Here is a 14,515-nt window from a genome sequence, read left to right as displayed (position 1 = left end):
GTTATGCTCTCCTCATTCCTGACGTTTCTGGATTGGCGGCAGCGGCACGGAGGAGGGTTCGAAGCGCCTCCGTGTCGATGCCATTCGCCCGAAGGTTCTCCCGGCTCGTTGGCCAGGAAAGGCAGCGCTGAAGTGCAGCGACCTGCGTGGGGATCAGCTTGTCCGGATGCTCCATCGCCCAGGCCGCGAGTTCCTCATCCGAGGCGAAAGTGCGCCGCCGCGGGGGCGGCGCGGCAGCCGCCGGTGCGCTGTTATCGAACGCCAGCATCACAGGTTCTGGAACCGGGACGTTGGGCGTGATGTCGATGAAGTCCGCCGGTTCCAGGCGCTGCTGTTCGATCTGCAGCAGCCCGTCACGCTCGGCCTCAATGGCCACGCGCTTGTCTTCCACGCGCCGCAGACGCCCCTTGGCGCGGGTCTCGATCGCCTTCTGCTCATAGCTGACCGAAACATAGCGTTCGGCGTTGGCGCCAAACCGCGCGACGCAGATCAGCTTGCCGGGTTGAGCCGTTTCCGCGTCGAACTCACGCACCCAGACCCGATCGGCCTGATGGTAGTCGTAGCCGACCATGACCTTCTCTTCGTGGTAACGCTCAAGCGCTTCATCGAAATACTGATTGCCGCCCCACAGGACCTGCGCACGACGCGCTGTCCGGATCTCGTAGGGCCGGAACAGGTCGTCAGCCTCATCCGCATCAACCTCGACCGCCTCGAACCCAGCAGCGACGTGCACCGCCCAGCATTCGTTGGGCGTCATCGTCCGCATGCGGCCGGTGTCGGGGTCGCGAAATGCGGGCAGGCTGCTATGGGGCCGGTCGTTATATTCCGCGACCATCGCCTCGCAAAGACGCACGAAGTTCTCCCACGAGGGCAGAATGTGCGACTCGCCGACCTCCTTCAGTTCGCGGCGGGTCAGCTTGTGGACCTTATCGCCCGCCTCTTTATCCATGTCGGCGCCGATGAAGGTCGGCAGGCGTTTGGCCAAGGTGTTCCAGACAGTGCCGTTGATCCGCTCGATCAGCCCTTTGGCCTGCGACCCGTAGGGCGCAGCATGCATCTTGGTGATCCCGAGCCGCCCCATCAGACCGCCAACATCGGCATCCATCGCCTGATTGCGATAGCCTGGCCCGCGGTCGACGTAGAAGATGGCCGGAATGCCGTGCGCGGTGCACGCGTTGCGAAGAGCTTCCGCCACCGACCGCTGGTTCTCCGAACGGGCAAGCGAAATACCGACGATCTTCCGCGTCACCACATCGGCCACGGTGGTGATCTCGGGGCGGATCGCACGCTTGGTGACGGGATCAGCGATCTCAGCGTCGAAGGTCTTGCCGTCGGCCGTGTAGATCGTCGTCGGCCACATATCTTCGGTCGTCCGCGTGACATAAGCCATGCGGGACCGCAGCGTCAGAAGCCCTTCGCGCCCGACGGCACGCTCGATGCTGTTCATTCGCACCTTGAGGATATAGCGCACCTGGGACAGCGTCAGCGGCATCCGATGCAGGCCGGGGGTGGACAAAGATTTCAGCCATTCGGCATGGGCATCGGTGACCGTCGGCTTTGTCGGGATAGCGTAAAACCGCAGGAAATCTGCGAAAACCGGTGGGATTGCCTCTTCTTCTTTCGGGGCCACCGGCGCCAGCGCCAGAACGCCATGATCATCCCGCGCGGAAAACCAGCGCCACAAGGTGCGGTCACTGATCCTCGCCGCCGCCCGGCGGTCGTTCGCCACCGCCAGCCGCTCCGCGGAAAGATGAAAACCTGCCAACAGGACGAGCGGTTGCGCCAACTGCGCCGCCTCCCGATCCGTCAGGATTTCGCCTGCATCGACGTGCGCCTGGATTTCCTGACGGCTGCGCGCCGCGTCTTGGGCCTCGATAAATCGGGCAATCGCCCATGTCCGCGACCGGGACTGCGCGGCGGCATAGCCGTCGATCGACATCAGGATTTCGGCCCGCGCCTCCATGACGGCACGCGACCGAGCCGACAACTGGGTCGTCTTCAGGGCAGCCAGCTTGCGCCGGTCAGCCTCGCCTTCGGCCGTCACCCGCTGGACCAACTGGGCCTTGGCCACCGCCCCGGCCAACGCGCTCTGCATCACCTCGGGAAGGATAGACCGATGATATTCCATCGCCGGCCGACCGCCATTCGCCGACGGGCGCGGACGGGCAACGCGGGTTGACATCTCGTTCCAGCCCTCGCGCTCGGCGTGCCGCCGGACGCTGCGCTCGGTGGCCGGGAAGCCGGCCAGACCACGCGACCGAGCAACCTCGGCCAGCTCGGCAGCTGTGAAGAAATCCTGCGGCAAGGGAAGGGTTAGCTGGTTCATCGGCGGGCCTTGATCTTGGCTTCAAGGAGCCGCTCCTGCGCCTCCAGTTCGTGTCGCTTGTCCCGGATTAGCTGGAGGCGGATCAGCTCTGCGTATTCAGAGGCGATCACGGTCAGGCCGAACTCGGCGGGCGCGAAGCCCAGCAGATCCAGCGCGCCTGTCGCGTGGACGAGCGCGATAAAGGCATCCAGCGGGATGCGGTGATCCTCGGACCCTTCCGCAGACCACTTGTTCAGCATCGCCTCGGACACCGTCCGACCGAGATATTCCGACATCGCCCGCGCCACCGCTACGCGGGTCAGCCCGTCATCACGGGCATCGCGCAGCGCCTGGCCGATCAGCCGGGAAATCTTGTTATCCAGCCGCCCACGACCCGTAACCTCGTCGCTGTAGCCGACCGAAACCGCGGGCGGCTGCCAGTCAAAAAGGTCTTTCGTCAACGGGTCGCGGCGGCGGGACATCAGATGCGGCCTCGGCGCGTGAGGGAAGCGATGATCCTCTCCTCGTTGGCATCCAGCACGCGATCCAGCATGTCGTCATCCAGATCCCGCACGACCTTCACCACAGCCGCGAACCGCTTTTCGTGCATGTCCGGGACAATACCGTTGGCCAGATAGGCCAGCGCCTGGGCGACGTTGCCGACCTCGGGCAGGGCGGGGTTCTCGATCAGGTCCAGCACCTTGATCTGTCGGGTGGCGGGCAGTTCGGACAGCGCCTTCAGCTCGGTCTGCTTGTGGGCCAGATCGGTGCCGACCAGACGTCGGCGCACGGTCGGGACGAGACCGGACCAGATCTTTACCGCCATCTTGATAGCGGAGGGTGATAGTCCGATCCGGTCAGCGGTCGCTCTCGCGAAGCCGAAGATTTCGGGCGCATCCGTGCCAAGAGCCAAAGTTTGGCTCTTGCCACCTGTGTGCTGGTTCCCACGATCCCCGCCGTGCTTCGCCTGCGGATACATCCGCTCCCAGACTTGCTTCAGCTCGAACAGGTGATGGCAGCGGTCCAGCGCGATCAGGTCGTGACGGCCCAGGTTCTCCATCACCTCGGCCAGCTTCGCCTCATCGTCCGATGCCGCACCCGACAGCACCGCCGGGATGGTCTCGCGGCCCAGCAGGCGGAAAGCCTCGACCCGGTGCAGCCCGGCAACAAGGTGGTAGCGGCCGCCCTTCTCGCGGACGACGACGGGCTGCATCAGCCCCTGGGCGGCGATGATGCCCGCCAGCCCTTCGGCCCAGGCGGGGTCCAGATCGCGTGCGCGGTCAGTGCCCACCGCGATGGCGGCAAGCGGAAGTTCAAGATGTTCGGGCATTGTCGGCCTGTATGGATGTTGGTTTCTTGTTGTCGTCTACCGTCCCCGGCGGCGCAGCCATCCCGCCGGGGACGTGGTCACCCCGATGCGGGGCAGTTGGGGATGGCAAGCGTCCTACGCGACGCATGCGACGGCCTGAAATACGGTCGACGGATATCGATCCAGACGTGGCATTCGACCGGACCTGCGATGACGCGAACGACACCGGAGGTCACATACCGCCGAACCGCATGACGCAGCCGTCCCATTCCGTCGAAGATCATTCCCGCCGGAACGTTCCGAACGATGACCGGCAGATAGTCGGCAGCCATCACCACCCCTCCTCGATATTCTGGATCCCCGCCTCGCGCAGCGCGGCCTCCAGGTCGGACCGCGACGCAAAGCCCGTGGTGGTGAAGCTGTTCTCGCCACCGACGTCCATGATCACGGCCACCCAGCCGATGAAGGGTGCCACGTTCGTGTCCCATGGCTCATCGATCATGGCGCTGGCGAACCTAGGCAGCATATCCAGCTCGGACAGCGCGGCGCTGATCTCGGAGGCATTCGAGGGCCTCGGGTCACCGAAGGCGTTGCGATGCATCACGGCCTCCCCATGAGCTGATCACCGCCGGTCGGCAGGCCGACCCCATAGGCGAGCCACAGCCCCCCCACCAGCAGCAGGAAGATCGCCAGCGCACCCATCGCGTCCCAGAAGATGTCAGGATTGGCCCTGATCCTGGACAGGATACGCATCACGCCACCCGCCGGTTGTCAGCGACCGGGGTGGATTTTTGACTGTTCACCGGGGGATTTTTCACGGTATCGAGGATCCGAGGCCCCCCTTGGGGATAGCGGTCGGGCCAGAGGTCTTCGGGCTTCTGGTCGATGAACGCGGCAATGGCAGCCTGCGCGGCATAATTCGGGCGCGTGGGCACCGAGCGGTAAGTGCCGGGGTGAACCCCATTGCGCTTACCCAGCTCGGTCAAGGTCATACCGCGGCGGTGGAGTTCGGCCTTGATGGCCTGCCAGTCCATCACTGGCTGCTTCTTCCGCATGGGGTTCCTCCTTCAGGGGGCGGATGGTGGCACATCCGCTTTTTGTTGGTCGATTGAGTGCAACAGCGGTTGGCCTAGGCTGACCGCATACAGCAGGGATAATTCACGATTGGGGTCGAGTAAACCCCAATCGTGAAGATCGCGTGAGATTTTTGGGACGACCTCCAGTCGCGCCGCGCACAGCTTTGGCTGCTCGCCTGAAGCAGGTGCGAGAGGCTATTTGCGGAGATGATCGTGATCACTTCGCGACACTTACAGGTATCGCCCCCAACACGATTGGGAATTACGAACGTGGCGACCGTGTTCCTGATGCCGATATGATCAAAAGATACCGGGCGGCTTCTGGCGCATCTGCCGACTGGCTTGTCAGCGGCGAAGGCGAGATGTTCCGAGGCGGAGCGGGGAATATAAGCCTCGAAGAGGCTGGGATGGTTTGGTTGCCGGTTTACGACGGAGTGCGCGCATCGGCTGGTCCAGGGGCTGTTCCGATCTCAGAGCAAGCTGAGAGCATTGTCAGCTTCCAGCGCCGGTTCCTGAAGGACCAAGGCGCCGCTCCAGAAAGCTGCTCGGTCATCTGGGCGCGCGGGGACAGCATGATGCCCACGATCCCCGATGGATCGATCCTCGTCGTCGACAGCAGTCAGCGCGAAGTATCCAACGGCTGCATCATGGTGATCGGGGTCGGAGATGACCTTCTCGTCAAGCGTGTCCGCCGCCGCCTGGACGGGCTGATCGACCTGATCTCCGACAACACCGCCTACGCCCCTGAAACCCTCGGTCCTGACGCCCTCGCGCAGTTGCGCGTGATCGGCCGGGTCGTTTATTTTTGCCGAACTCCATAGGACGCCTCACATGCCACTTCTAAAAGTCACCTACGGGCTACTTATGATCGGAATGATCTTGTCCGGCCTCGCTGGCGCCGCACAGTATCTGGATGGGACATTGCCTCTCATGATTGTGGCAGCCGTCGGTTTCGGCCTAGCTGCTGTCGCGGCACGCGTGGCGGATCATATCGTGGGTCTGCTGACTGATATTCGCAGCGCGGTTTCGGATGGCAACCACTCGCGACGGTGATGGGCTGTGGGTGAGCTACATTATTTTCGGGCAATCTGCATTTTCCCGCTTGCAACGGTGATCTAATCACCTATTTATGTTTTATCAGCAGACGCTGATGCGGGCGCCCCGCCGGATCGAGGGGCAGGAGACAGGCAGATGACCAACCTTGGACTTGACGCGCTGACCGACGACCAACTCGTCGACCTGGCGCAGGCCATCGCGCTCGAAATGGCGAACCGCAGCCCCGCTGTGGTGGACGCGGCCAAGGCAGCGATTGCCGCTGCCACCGCTCGAGTAACCCAAGACCAGGATGCCATTTGGGCCGCCAAAGCCTGGCTGGGTCGCATGGTGACATGCCACCTTGGTAGTGGCTGGACACTCAACGTCTGGCGCGCGACCAATCAAGATGAAACCCGCGTTTATCTGGAAAATCCTGGCGGCGATCGCAGGCGGCGTGATGCCCTGAAGTATTGCCTCTATGTGACAGGTGGCACCAAGTTCGCGCCGGATACGCTGACGGTTGAGGCCGGAAGCCAGGCCGAAGCTAAAGATGCCGGCCTCGTGAAGATCATCTGCAAACATGCCGCCCAGGCGTTCATTGACGGTTTGCGGCTTGATTGCGACTATGCGGCCAACCTGAAATACGCCAGCCCTGCGCATCCTCAAGATTTGCTGGACCGAGTGGCCGTCCTGAATGCCCAGAAAGAGCATGCCGAGCGCCGCAAAGTCTACCACGACACGCTGATCTACACCAAAATGGCACCGGTCCGCGAGGCGGAAGCTGCCGTCGCCGCTAAGCTGGGGGTCGAGAGTTTCCACCAGGTGAACATGTCCACGCCGGAATGGAAGGAAGTCACCGAAGCGCGCAAGGCAGTGCGCAGCGAAATCGACGCCCTGATGACCGCCTGGGACAATGAAAATGAGGCCCCTAAATGAGCATTACCACAAAGAAACCGGGGGCGGTTCTGCCCCCGGCGCTCGCCGCGGTCATCGGCCGTGCGGCCACCACCCTGCCGCCAACCACCGGTGCCACGCAGCAAGCTGCGGCCCGCGCCGCGCGGGGCGATCTGCGCGTCGTCCTGGCAGACGTCAGCAGCAGCATGGCCGAAAATGCCGGTGCTTTGCGCAAGATCGACGTCCTTCGGCAGGCCTTATCTACTCTGCCGCCATCGGTCGACGTTGTGGCGTTCTCGTGGCAGGCGGTCGATGTCCCACATGGGGCAGCGCTGCCGCCGCCCGCCGGGTCCACCGCCCTGCATGCCGCGCTCAATCATGTCGCAGCCCGGCAGCCGACCCACGTTCTCGTGGTCAGTGACGGTCATCCCGACAATCCGCGTGCGGCCCTGGACGCCGCCGCGCGGCTCTCCTGCCAGATTGACGTGATCTATTGTGGACCGGACGGAGACCGCGAAGGCGCCGCCTTCATGCGGCGCCTGGCGCGGGGTGGCGGCCGTGTTCATCGCCACAGTTTCAGGGCGGCGCCAGAACAGCTTTCGCGGGCCGTGCGGTCTCTTGCCCTTCCGGTCCCCAAATGACCTACATGCACCATGTCACACTGCTGACCGGTCACGTCGCGCGACAAAAGCGGGCAGACGTGACCGACGACGCCGTTGCCGCAGTTGCTGACCTGCTGGATGCCGCGATCATGGGCGGGCATCCAGCCCTGCCTATTGACGACGGTGTCTGGCTGCTCAATGCGACTACAATGGGGCGAGCGTTGATCGCAACCATCTGGCGCGGCCCATGGGAGCGGCGGGTGCCGATTATCACAATCGGCGTGGCGCCTAAGGCGAGGGTCGCTATGAGCCTGTGGCGGGTGCTGCACGATAAATCACCCGCCTCCTTGGCGACTACCGCCGCGCTACCGCCACCGGCGCCTTGGGTCGCCGATCGGATCGAGCCGACTGCGTTGATGCACCCGGAGGCGCTGCTGTGGACCGGCGATTTTAGCCGATGCCTCGGGTGGGCCTGGATGGAGTATAGCAATGATCGCGCCGATTGACGATCCTCGCCTCTTTGCCGAGGTGCTGGGCGACTGGATGGTTCGGCACGATCTGTCTGCCTATGCCGTTGCAAAGATTTTCGGGGCGCGGCAGGGCGTGACCGTATCGCGCTGGTTGGACGGAGGTCGCGTGACCTACGAGCCCGCGCTACGCCGCGCGATGACGTGGGTAGACCACGCGGGCGCGTTCAAAACAGGTAGCTGACCACCTTGAATGTTCCTGTTAAGTTCTGCCTGCACCTAACAGGAATAACCATGCTCACACCGATCGCCCCGACCGCCCCCGTCGCCCCATGGCTGGGCGGCAAACGCAACCTCGCGCGCCGCATCTGCGCCGTCCTCGACGCCACACACTGCGCCACCTATGCTGAGCCATTTGTCGGCATGGGCGGCATCTTCCTGCGGCGCACGGCGCGGCCCAGGGCCGAAGTCATCAACGACCGTGGTCGGGACATCGCCAACCTGTTCCGCATCCTGCAGAGGCACTACCCGCAGTTCCTCGACACCCTGCGTTTCCAGTTGACGACGCGCGCCGAGTTCGAGCGGTTGGTGGCAGTCAACCCTGAGACGCTGACCGATCTCGAGCGCGCAGCGCGCTTCCTCTACCTCCAGAGGACAGCCTTCGGCGGCAAGGTCTCGGGCCGCAACTTCGGTGTCGACAAGACCCGCGGCGGCCGGTTCAACCTGACCACGCTTGAGCCGATGCTTGAGGATCTGCACAGCCGCCTCGCGGGTGTGGTTATCGAGTGCTTGGACTGGTCGACCTTCATCCCGCGCTATGACGGCGAAGGCACACTGTTCTACCTCGACCCGCCCTATTGGGGCTGCGAGGACGACTACGGTAAGGCCATGTTCGCCAGGGCCGACTTCCAGCGCCTGGCCGAGCAGCTCGCCGAGATCAAAGGGCGGTTCGTGTTGTCGCTGAACGACGTGCCCGAGGTGCGCGCGATCTTCGCCGGTTTCCACCTGACCGAGGTCCGCACCACTTATACGGTCAGCGGCACGCGCAACGATGCGCCCGGCAGCCGGGCCGAGCTACTGATCGCCAATTGGACGCTGCCGGGGTGTCAGGAAGCTGTGGATAAGGGGCGGTCCTGACACTTTCCGATGTCCGAAACTCCCCGGCGGAACGGCGATGGCTTGTAGGCCTAAAAGACCTTATTTTGCGGGATATCGGAGGTTTCGGACACTCAGAGGGGGTTTCGGTCACAACTGTCCGAAACCCCCTCTTCATTTCCACTCGCCACAAGGGCCATCTGGGGTAGTATCAGCCTTATGCCAGCATCCTGACGGCCCGCTTTGTCCAATGTTTGTTGGACGTTAGCCGATGCTCGTTTCTGTCGGGTGAATGTCGCCTAGGTGCGCGGTCGATGCGCGGTTTTGACCGGTTTTCACCTCCAGACTTTCATCGCCGTCCGGATGCCATTCTACCGTTCACGCCGGTTTTTCCCTTACTTGTCCGGCTCTTGCGCTGGTTATGGCGGGGCGTCCGTTTACTGACAAAGTTAGTCCCCCCCTACAGGGATGGGGGTGGTGCAGCTCCGACAGGATCAGCGCGTCCAGATCGGGCAGGCGCGCGCCCTTGCCCATCTCGCGCGTCTGGGCCTTCAGCGCCACCAGATCGGTGATCGCCCCCGCCAAAGGCGCCGGCAGATCGGTCCCCGCCATCAGATCTTGCAGCCGCATCGGCACCAGATCGCCCCGCATCCGCAGCCATCGCAGCGCCAAGGCCGGGCGCAGGACATAGAAGTATTTCTTGATCGCCACATGGTCCTGCCCGTCGATATGCTGGCGCCACTGGCCCAGGGCCAACTGCCGATAGTGATGGGCGCAGGCGGCGCGGTGGCCGATGCGGGCCGCCAGATCGCGCAGGCCCGCGCAGGCCGCATCATCCCAGGCATAGCGGATCGGGCTGGACAGCCATTCCAGCAGCGTCGGGTTCGGCTTCAGCAACAGGTTCAACGCCTTGCGCAGATCCCAGCCGCTGATGTCCAGCTCATCGCTGATCGGGCGTTCGATCACGTCGCGGCCCGGCACCAGCGACAGATACCAGTCGCGCGGGTGGTGATAGACAAAACGCACGTCATAATCGCTGTCGGGCGAGGGAAAGCCCCAGGCGCGGCTGCCGCTTTCCACGGCGAACAGGATGCGCACACCCGTGGCGCGGATGGCGGCCAGTTCGGCATCGATCCGGGTGCGGATGGCAGGCGGGATGGGGTCGTGACAGCGCATGGCCCATCCTTGCGCGCCCCGCAGCGCCCGGCAAGACCGGACAGCAAAAGGCCCGCCACGGGCAGCGCCGGGCGGGCCTGAAAAGCCGGTCGATGGCGTCACATATGGATCACGCGGCCATAGGCATCCAGCACCGATTCATGCATCATCTCCGACAGGGTGGGATGCGGGAAGACGGTTTCCATCAGCTCGGCCTCGGTGGTTTCCAGCGTGCGGCCAATGACATAGCCCTGGATCATCTCGGTCACCTCGGCGCCGACCATATGCGCGCCCAGCAGCTCGCCCGTCTTGGCATCGAAGATGGTCTTGACCATGCCCTCGGGTTCACCAAGCGCGATCGCCTTGCCATTGCCGACAAAGGGGAAGCGGCCGACCTTGACCTGATGACCGGCCTCTTTGGCGCGCGCCTCGGTCAGGCCGACGCTGGCGACCTGCGGATGGCAATAGGTGCAGCCGGGGATGGTGTTCGGCTTGATCGGATGCGGATGCCCCCCGGCGATCAGTTCGGCCACCATCACGCCCTCATGGCTGGCCTTGTGCGCAAGCCAGGGCGCCCCCGCGATGTCGCCGATGGCATAGATGCCCTCGACCCCGGTGCGGCAATATTCATCGGTCACGACATGGGTGCGGTCGATCTTGATGCCCAGCTCCTCAAGCCCCAGCCCCTCGACATTGCCGACGATGCCGACGGCGGAAATCACCGTGTCGAACTCGGCCGTCTCGGTCTTGCCGTTCGATTCCAGATGCGCGGTGACCTTGCCCCCGGCACGGTCCAGTTTCTTTACCGTGGTCTTTTCCAGGATCTTCATGCCCTGTTTGACAAAGGCCTTTTTCGCAAATGCGCTGATTTCGGCATCCTCGACCGGCAGCACGCGGTCCATCACCTCGACCACCGTGGTGTCGGCGCCCAGCGTGTTGAAGAAGCTGGCGAACTCGATCCCGATGGCGCCCGAGCCGATGACCAGCAGCTTTTTCGGCATGCGCTTGGGCATCAGGGCGTGCTTGTAGGTCCAGACCAGATCGCCGTCGGCCTCCAGCCCCGGCAATTCGCGGGCGCGCGCGCCGGTGGCCAGGACGATGGCCTTGGCGGTCACCTCATCCGTGCCCTTGTCGGTCTTGACGCTGACCTTGCCTTTGCCGGTCAGGCGCGCCTCGCCCATGATCGTGGTGACCTTGTTCTTTTTCAGCAGATGGCCGATGCCGCCCGACAGTTGCTTGGCCACCCCGCGCGAGCGTTGCACAACGGCGTCCAGGTCATAGCCGATGCCATCGGCCTTGAGCCCGAAATCCTTGGCGCGGTGCATCAAGTGGAACACCTCTGCCGACCGCAGCAGCGCCTTGGTCGGGATGCAGCCCCAGTTCAGACAGATGCCGCCCAGATGTTCGCGTTCAATACAGGCGACCTTCAGGCCCAGCTGCGCGCCGCGGATCGCCGCGACATAGCCACCGGGTCCGGCGCCGATCACCACCATATCGAAATTCTGGGCCATCAACTCCTCCGTTCCAGACGGCAATGACGCCGCGTCACAAACTGGTTCAGCGTTAAACTATGTTGCCGCTACCTTCAAGCGTGACAGCCCCGCGCACCATCGCGCCATAGCCTCCGGCGGCCAGAAAGGCGGCCTCATCGGGCGTGGTCGCGCGGCCCAGATCGGCATTGCGCCAGGGGAAACGCCCAAAGCGGGCGATGACATCGCGGTGCAGGCGGGCGTGGCGTTGGTTGTCGCCGGGCAGGCGGTCGTCGAACAGGGCGATGGCGCGATCCTGATCTGCCAAGGCCTCGGAATGCATGAAGGGCAGGTAGAAGAACTGGCGCGGCGCGCCCTCGACCGCCAGATCGGCCCCCGCGTCGATCGCCCCGCGCGCCAGATCGCGCGATAGCGCATCGCTGGCATAGGCGCGCGGATCGTCGCGGAACATGTTGCGCGGGAATTGATCGGTCAGGATCAGCGCGGCCAGCCAACCCTTCGGATCGCGTGGCCAGTCATCTGGCAGGCCCTGCGCCTGAACCCGCGTCCACAGCCCCTGCGCCAGATCGCGCACGGCGGCGTCCACGGCATCATCGCGCGCATACCAGCCCTTCGGCCCGACCCGGTTCAGCCACAGGTCATTGATCGCGTCCGCCGCTGCCCTGTGATCCGCCATCCGCTTCGCCCCCATGGCTGCTGTCGGCCCCATCCTGCGCGGCCTCCAGCGCGGTTTCAACCGCAATGGCGGTCGCAACGGGCGAGATCACGGCGAATGCGCCGGTATCCTGTACGGCGGGCGCGGCGCGCTGCGTCATCCGCCAGGCCGCATAGCCCGCCAGCGAGGCGAACAGGATCGCCAGATAGATGAAGAAGCCCTCGGTCCCCAGGCTTTCCATCAGCCAGCCGGTCACCACCGGCCCGCTGATCGCGCCCAGCCCGTTGACGAACATCAGCCCCGCCGCAGCCGATGCCATGCTGGCATTGTCCAGAAAGTCGTTGGTATAGGCGATCAGCAGCGAATACAGCGGGTTGGCCACGCCGCCGACGATCAGCGCCACGGCAATCAGCGCCAGGAACGGCAGCGCGACCATCGCCGCCAGCACCATGACCAAAGCCCCCAGCACCGCAAGCGCCAGGATCAGCACCCGCCGATCCATCCGGTCGGAGGCCCAGCCGATCGGATATTGCGCCAGCAGTCCGCCCACATAGATCGAGGCGACAAAGGCCGAGGTCTGCCCGATGCTCAACCCCGCCTGCATCGCCCAGACCGACACCATCCCGAACAGGGCCGAGAATACCCCACCGATCAGGCACATGCCCACCACCCCCAGCGGTGAGGCGCTGAACAGGCGGGCAAAGCTCATCCTTTGGGTCTCGCCAAAGGCGGGGGCGGGCTGCACCGACAGCAGGATCGGCGTGAAGGCGATCGACACCAGGATCGAGGGGATCACGAACAGCAGATACCCGCCCGGATCGCCCAGCGTGATGATCCCCTGCCCGGCGATGATGCCCAGCATCTGCACGATCATATAGGCCGACAGCGCCTGACCCCGGTTTTCATTGGTCGCGCCCGCGTTCAGCCAGCTTTCGGCGGTGATATAGACGCCGGAAAAGGAAAAGCCGATGATGACGCGCATCAGCGTCCAGACGATCCAGTGCGGAAAGGCCGCATAGGCGATCAGCACCGCCGAGATCAGCGATCCAAGCGCGGCGAACACACGCACATGGCCGACGCGGCGGATCATCGACGGGATCATCCGCGAGCCGACCAGAAAGCCCGCGAAATAGGCCGACATGACGAAGGACATCTCATAGGTCGAGATGCCCTCGATCTGGCCGCGCACGCCCAAAAGCGTGCCCTGCATCCCGTTGCCCACCATCAGGAACAGGATCCCCAGAAGCAGCGGCCAGGTGCTGCGCAACACGCCGATCATGGTTTGGTCCCTGCCTTGTCACCGGGTTCGGATAAAGCCCGCTGCTTAGCCACGCCGCCTGCCTGAGCAAGACACGTTTGCGACATCAAGGCAGCAAAAGCGACGAATCACCGTAAGAAAAGAAACGATAGCCCCGGTCGATGGCATGGGCATAGATGCGGTCGATGCGATCCTTGCCCATCAGCGCCGCGACCAGCATCAGCAGGGTCGACTTCGGCAGGTGAAAGTTCGTCATCAGCCCATCAGCCACGCGGAACCGATAGCCGGGATAAATGAAGATGTCGGTCGCGGCGCGAAACGGCTGGACCTGGCCCTGATCGTCGGCGGCGCTTTCGATCAGCCGCAGCGCGGTGGTGCCGACCGGGATCACCCGCCCGCCCGCTGCGCGGGTGGCATTGATCTGGGCGGCGGCTTCGGGGGTGATCTCGCCCCATTCGGCATGCATCTTGTGGGTGGTCACATCCTCGACCTTGACCGGAAGGAAGGTGCCGGCGCCGACATGCAGCGTGACCTCGGTCATCTGCACGCCGATGGCGGCCAGTTCGGCCAGCAGCGGCGCATCGAAATGCAGGCTGGCCGTGGGTGCGGCGACCGCCCCCGCATGGCGGGCAAAGACCGTCTGGTAATCGGCGCGGTCCTGTTCGTCGGGGGCGCGCAGCGCGGCGATATAGGGCGGCAGGGGCATCGCGCCCACGCGATCAAGCGCCGCCGCCACGTCATCGGCGATCAGGCGCAGCACCAGATCGGTGGCGCCGATCTGCGTGATGCGCGCCGACAGATGCGGGCCGAAGTCGATCACCTCATCCAGCTTCAGCTTGCGCAAGGGCTTGGCCAGGGCGCGCCAGTCGCCGCCCTCGACGGGTTCCAGCAGCGTCACCTCAACCTTCGCGGTCGCCGGGCCTTGCGGCGTGGGGCGCGTGCGGGTGCCGGTCAGCCGCGCCGGGATCACGCGGGTGTTGTTCAGCACCAGCCGGTCACCCGGGCGCAGGATCTGCGGCAGGTCAGCGACGTGCCGATCAGTGATGCGGTTGCCCTCGGCCAGCAACAGCCGCGCCGCCGGGCGCGGCCGCGCGGGACGGGTGGCGATCAGCGCCTCGGGCAGGTGAAAGTCGAAATCCGAAAGGTTCATGCGCCCTTGTTGGCCGCAGCGCCC

At 64.4% G+C, this 14,515-nt stretch carries 18 protein-coding genes; 6 read left to right on the top strand and 12 right to left on the bottom strand.

Annotated features, from left to right (window positions below; all coding sequences use genetic code 11):
- Position 1 precedes the first annotated feature (1 nt).
- The 7 genes from ACEYYA_RS02425 to ACEYYA_RS02395 all read right to left on the bottom strand — a co-directional run bounded on the left by ACEYYA_RS02425 (position 2) and on the right by ACEYYA_RS02395 (position 4,669).
- Entirely contained in the window at positions 2-2,326 is a 2,325-nt protein-coding gene (locus ACEYYA_RS02425) for a Mu transposase C-terminal domain-containing protein (RefSeq protein ID WP_374797191.1), read from the bottom strand.
- Entirely contained in the window at positions 2,323-2,787 is a 465-nt protein-coding gene (locus tag ACEYYA_RS02420) for a hypothetical protein (protein WP_374797189.1), read from the bottom strand. The genes ACEYYA_RS02425 and ACEYYA_RS02420 overlap by 4 nt, the downstream gene beginning before the upstream one ends.
- A complete protein-coding gene (locus ACEYYA_RS02415; protein ID WP_374797187.1) occupies positions 2,787-3,635 on the bottom strand; it encodes a ParB/RepB/Spo0J family partition protein in 849 nt (282 codons plus the stop codon). The genes ACEYYA_RS02420 and ACEYYA_RS02415 overlap by 1 nt, the downstream gene beginning before the upstream one ends.
- Before the next feature lie 77 nt (positions 3,636-3,712).
- Positions 3,713-3,946: a hypothetical protein gene (locus tag ACEYYA_RS02410; protein ID WP_374797185.1), complete on the bottom strand. Its 234-nt coding sequence runs from the start codon at positions 3,944-3,946 to the stop codon at positions 3,713-3,715.
- A complete protein-coding gene (locus tag ACEYYA_RS02405; RefSeq protein WP_374797183.1) occupies positions 3,946-4,215 on the bottom strand; it encodes a hypothetical protein in 270 nt (89 codons plus the stop codon). Before ACEYYA_RS02405 ends, ACEYYA_RS02410 begins: the two co-directional genes overlap by 1 nt.
- A complete protein-coding gene (locus tag ACEYYA_RS02400) occupies positions 4,215-4,367 on the bottom strand; it encodes a hypothetical protein (RefSeq protein WP_374797181.1) in 153 nt (50 codons plus the stop codon). Before ACEYYA_RS02400 ends, ACEYYA_RS02405 begins: the two co-directional genes overlap by 1 nt.
- Entirely contained in the window at positions 4,367-4,669 is a 303-nt protein-coding gene (locus ACEYYA_RS02395; protein WP_374797179.1) for a helix-turn-helix domain-containing protein, read from the bottom strand. The genes ACEYYA_RS02400 and ACEYYA_RS02395 overlap by 1 nt, the downstream gene beginning before the upstream one ends.
- Before the next feature lie 143 nt (positions 4,670-4,812).
- Here ACEYYA_RS02395 and ACEYYA_RS02390 point away from each other — a divergent pair, with 143 nt between their 5' ends.
- From ACEYYA_RS02390 to ACEYYA_RS02365, 6 genes are all read left to right on the top strand, one after another.
- Positions 4,813-5,511, top strand: coding sequence for an XRE family transcriptional regulator (locus tag ACEYYA_RS02390; protein WP_374797177.1), 699 nt, complete (start codon positions 4,813-4,815; stop codon positions 5,509-5,511).
- 370 nt (positions 5,512-5,881) lie between these two features.
- The gene (locus ACEYYA_RS02385; protein WP_374797175.1) at positions 5,882-6,661 is read left to right on the top strand and encodes a hypothetical protein; all 780 of its coding nucleotides are present in this window, start codon (positions 5,882-5,884) and stop codon (positions 6,659-6,661) included.
- Complete coding sequence (locus tag ACEYYA_RS02380; RefSeq protein ID WP_374797173.1) at positions 6,658-7,260, top strand: vWA domain-containing protein; 603 nt, start codon at positions 6,658-6,660, stop codon at positions 7,258-7,260. Before ACEYYA_RS02385 ends, ACEYYA_RS02380 begins: the two co-directional genes overlap by 4 nt.
- The gene (locus tag ACEYYA_RS02375; protein ID WP_374797171.1) at positions 7,257-7,727 is read left to right on the top strand and encodes a hypothetical protein; all 471 of its coding nucleotides are present in this window, start codon (positions 7,257-7,259) and stop codon (positions 7,725-7,727) included. Before ACEYYA_RS02380 ends, ACEYYA_RS02375 begins: the two co-directional genes overlap by 4 nt.
- Entirely contained in the window at positions 7,711-7,932 is a 222-nt protein-coding gene (locus tag ACEYYA_RS02370; protein ID WP_374797169.1) for a hypothetical protein, read from the top strand. Before ACEYYA_RS02375 ends, ACEYYA_RS02370 begins: the two co-directional genes overlap by 17 nt.
- A 50-nt stretch (positions 7,933-7,982) precedes the next feature.
- Positions 7,983-8,825: a DNA adenine methylase gene (locus ACEYYA_RS02365; RefSeq protein ID WP_374797167.1), complete on the top strand. Its 843-nt coding sequence runs from the start codon at positions 7,983-7,985 to the stop codon at positions 8,823-8,825.
- 336 nt (positions 8,826-9,161) lie between these two features.
- Here ACEYYA_RS02365 and ACEYYA_RS02360 read toward each other — a convergent pair whose 3' ends face one another.
- The 5 genes from ACEYYA_RS02360 to queA form a co-directional block, all read right to left on the bottom strand.
- A complete protein-coding gene (locus ACEYYA_RS02360) occupies positions 9,162-9,959 on the bottom strand; it encodes a nucleotidyltransferase domain-containing protein (protein ID WP_374797165.1) in 798 nt (265 codons plus the stop codon).
- A 98-nt stretch (positions 9,960-10,057) separates the two neighbouring features.
- Positions 10,058-11,452: a dihydrolipoyl dehydrogenase gene (lpdA, locus tag ACEYYA_RS02355; RefSeq protein WP_374797163.1), complete on the bottom strand. Its 1,395-nt coding sequence runs from the start codon at positions 11,450-11,452 to the stop codon at positions 10,058-10,060.
- 49 nt (positions 11,453-11,501) lie between these two features.
- Positions 11,502-12,104, bottom strand: coding sequence for a DUF924 family protein (locus ACEYYA_RS02350; protein WP_374797161.1), 603 nt, complete (start codon positions 12,102-12,104; stop codon positions 11,502-11,504).
- Positions 12,067-13,362, bottom strand: coding sequence for an MFS transporter (locus ACEYYA_RS02345; protein ID WP_374797159.1), 1,296 nt, complete (start codon positions 13,360-13,362; stop codon positions 12,067-12,069). The genes ACEYYA_RS02350 and ACEYYA_RS02345 overlap by 38 nt, the downstream gene beginning before the upstream one ends.
- Before the next feature lie 85 nt (positions 13,363-13,447).
- The gene (gene queA / locus ACEYYA_RS02340) at positions 13,448-14,491 is read right to left on the bottom strand and encodes a tRNA preQ1(34) S-adenosylmethionine ribosyltransferase-isomerase QueA (RefSeq protein ID WP_374797157.1); all 1,044 of its coding nucleotides are present in this window, start codon (positions 14,489-14,491) and stop codon (positions 13,448-13,450) included.
- Positions 14,492-14,515: the final 24 nt, after the last annotated feature.

Source organism: Paracoccus zhouxuedongae (genome assembly GCF_041927815.1).
GTDB lineage: Bacteria > Pseudomonadota > Alphaproteobacteria > Rhodobacterales > Rhodobacteraceae > Paracoccus.
This window is presented reverse-complemented; position numbering and strand designations above follow the sequence as displayed.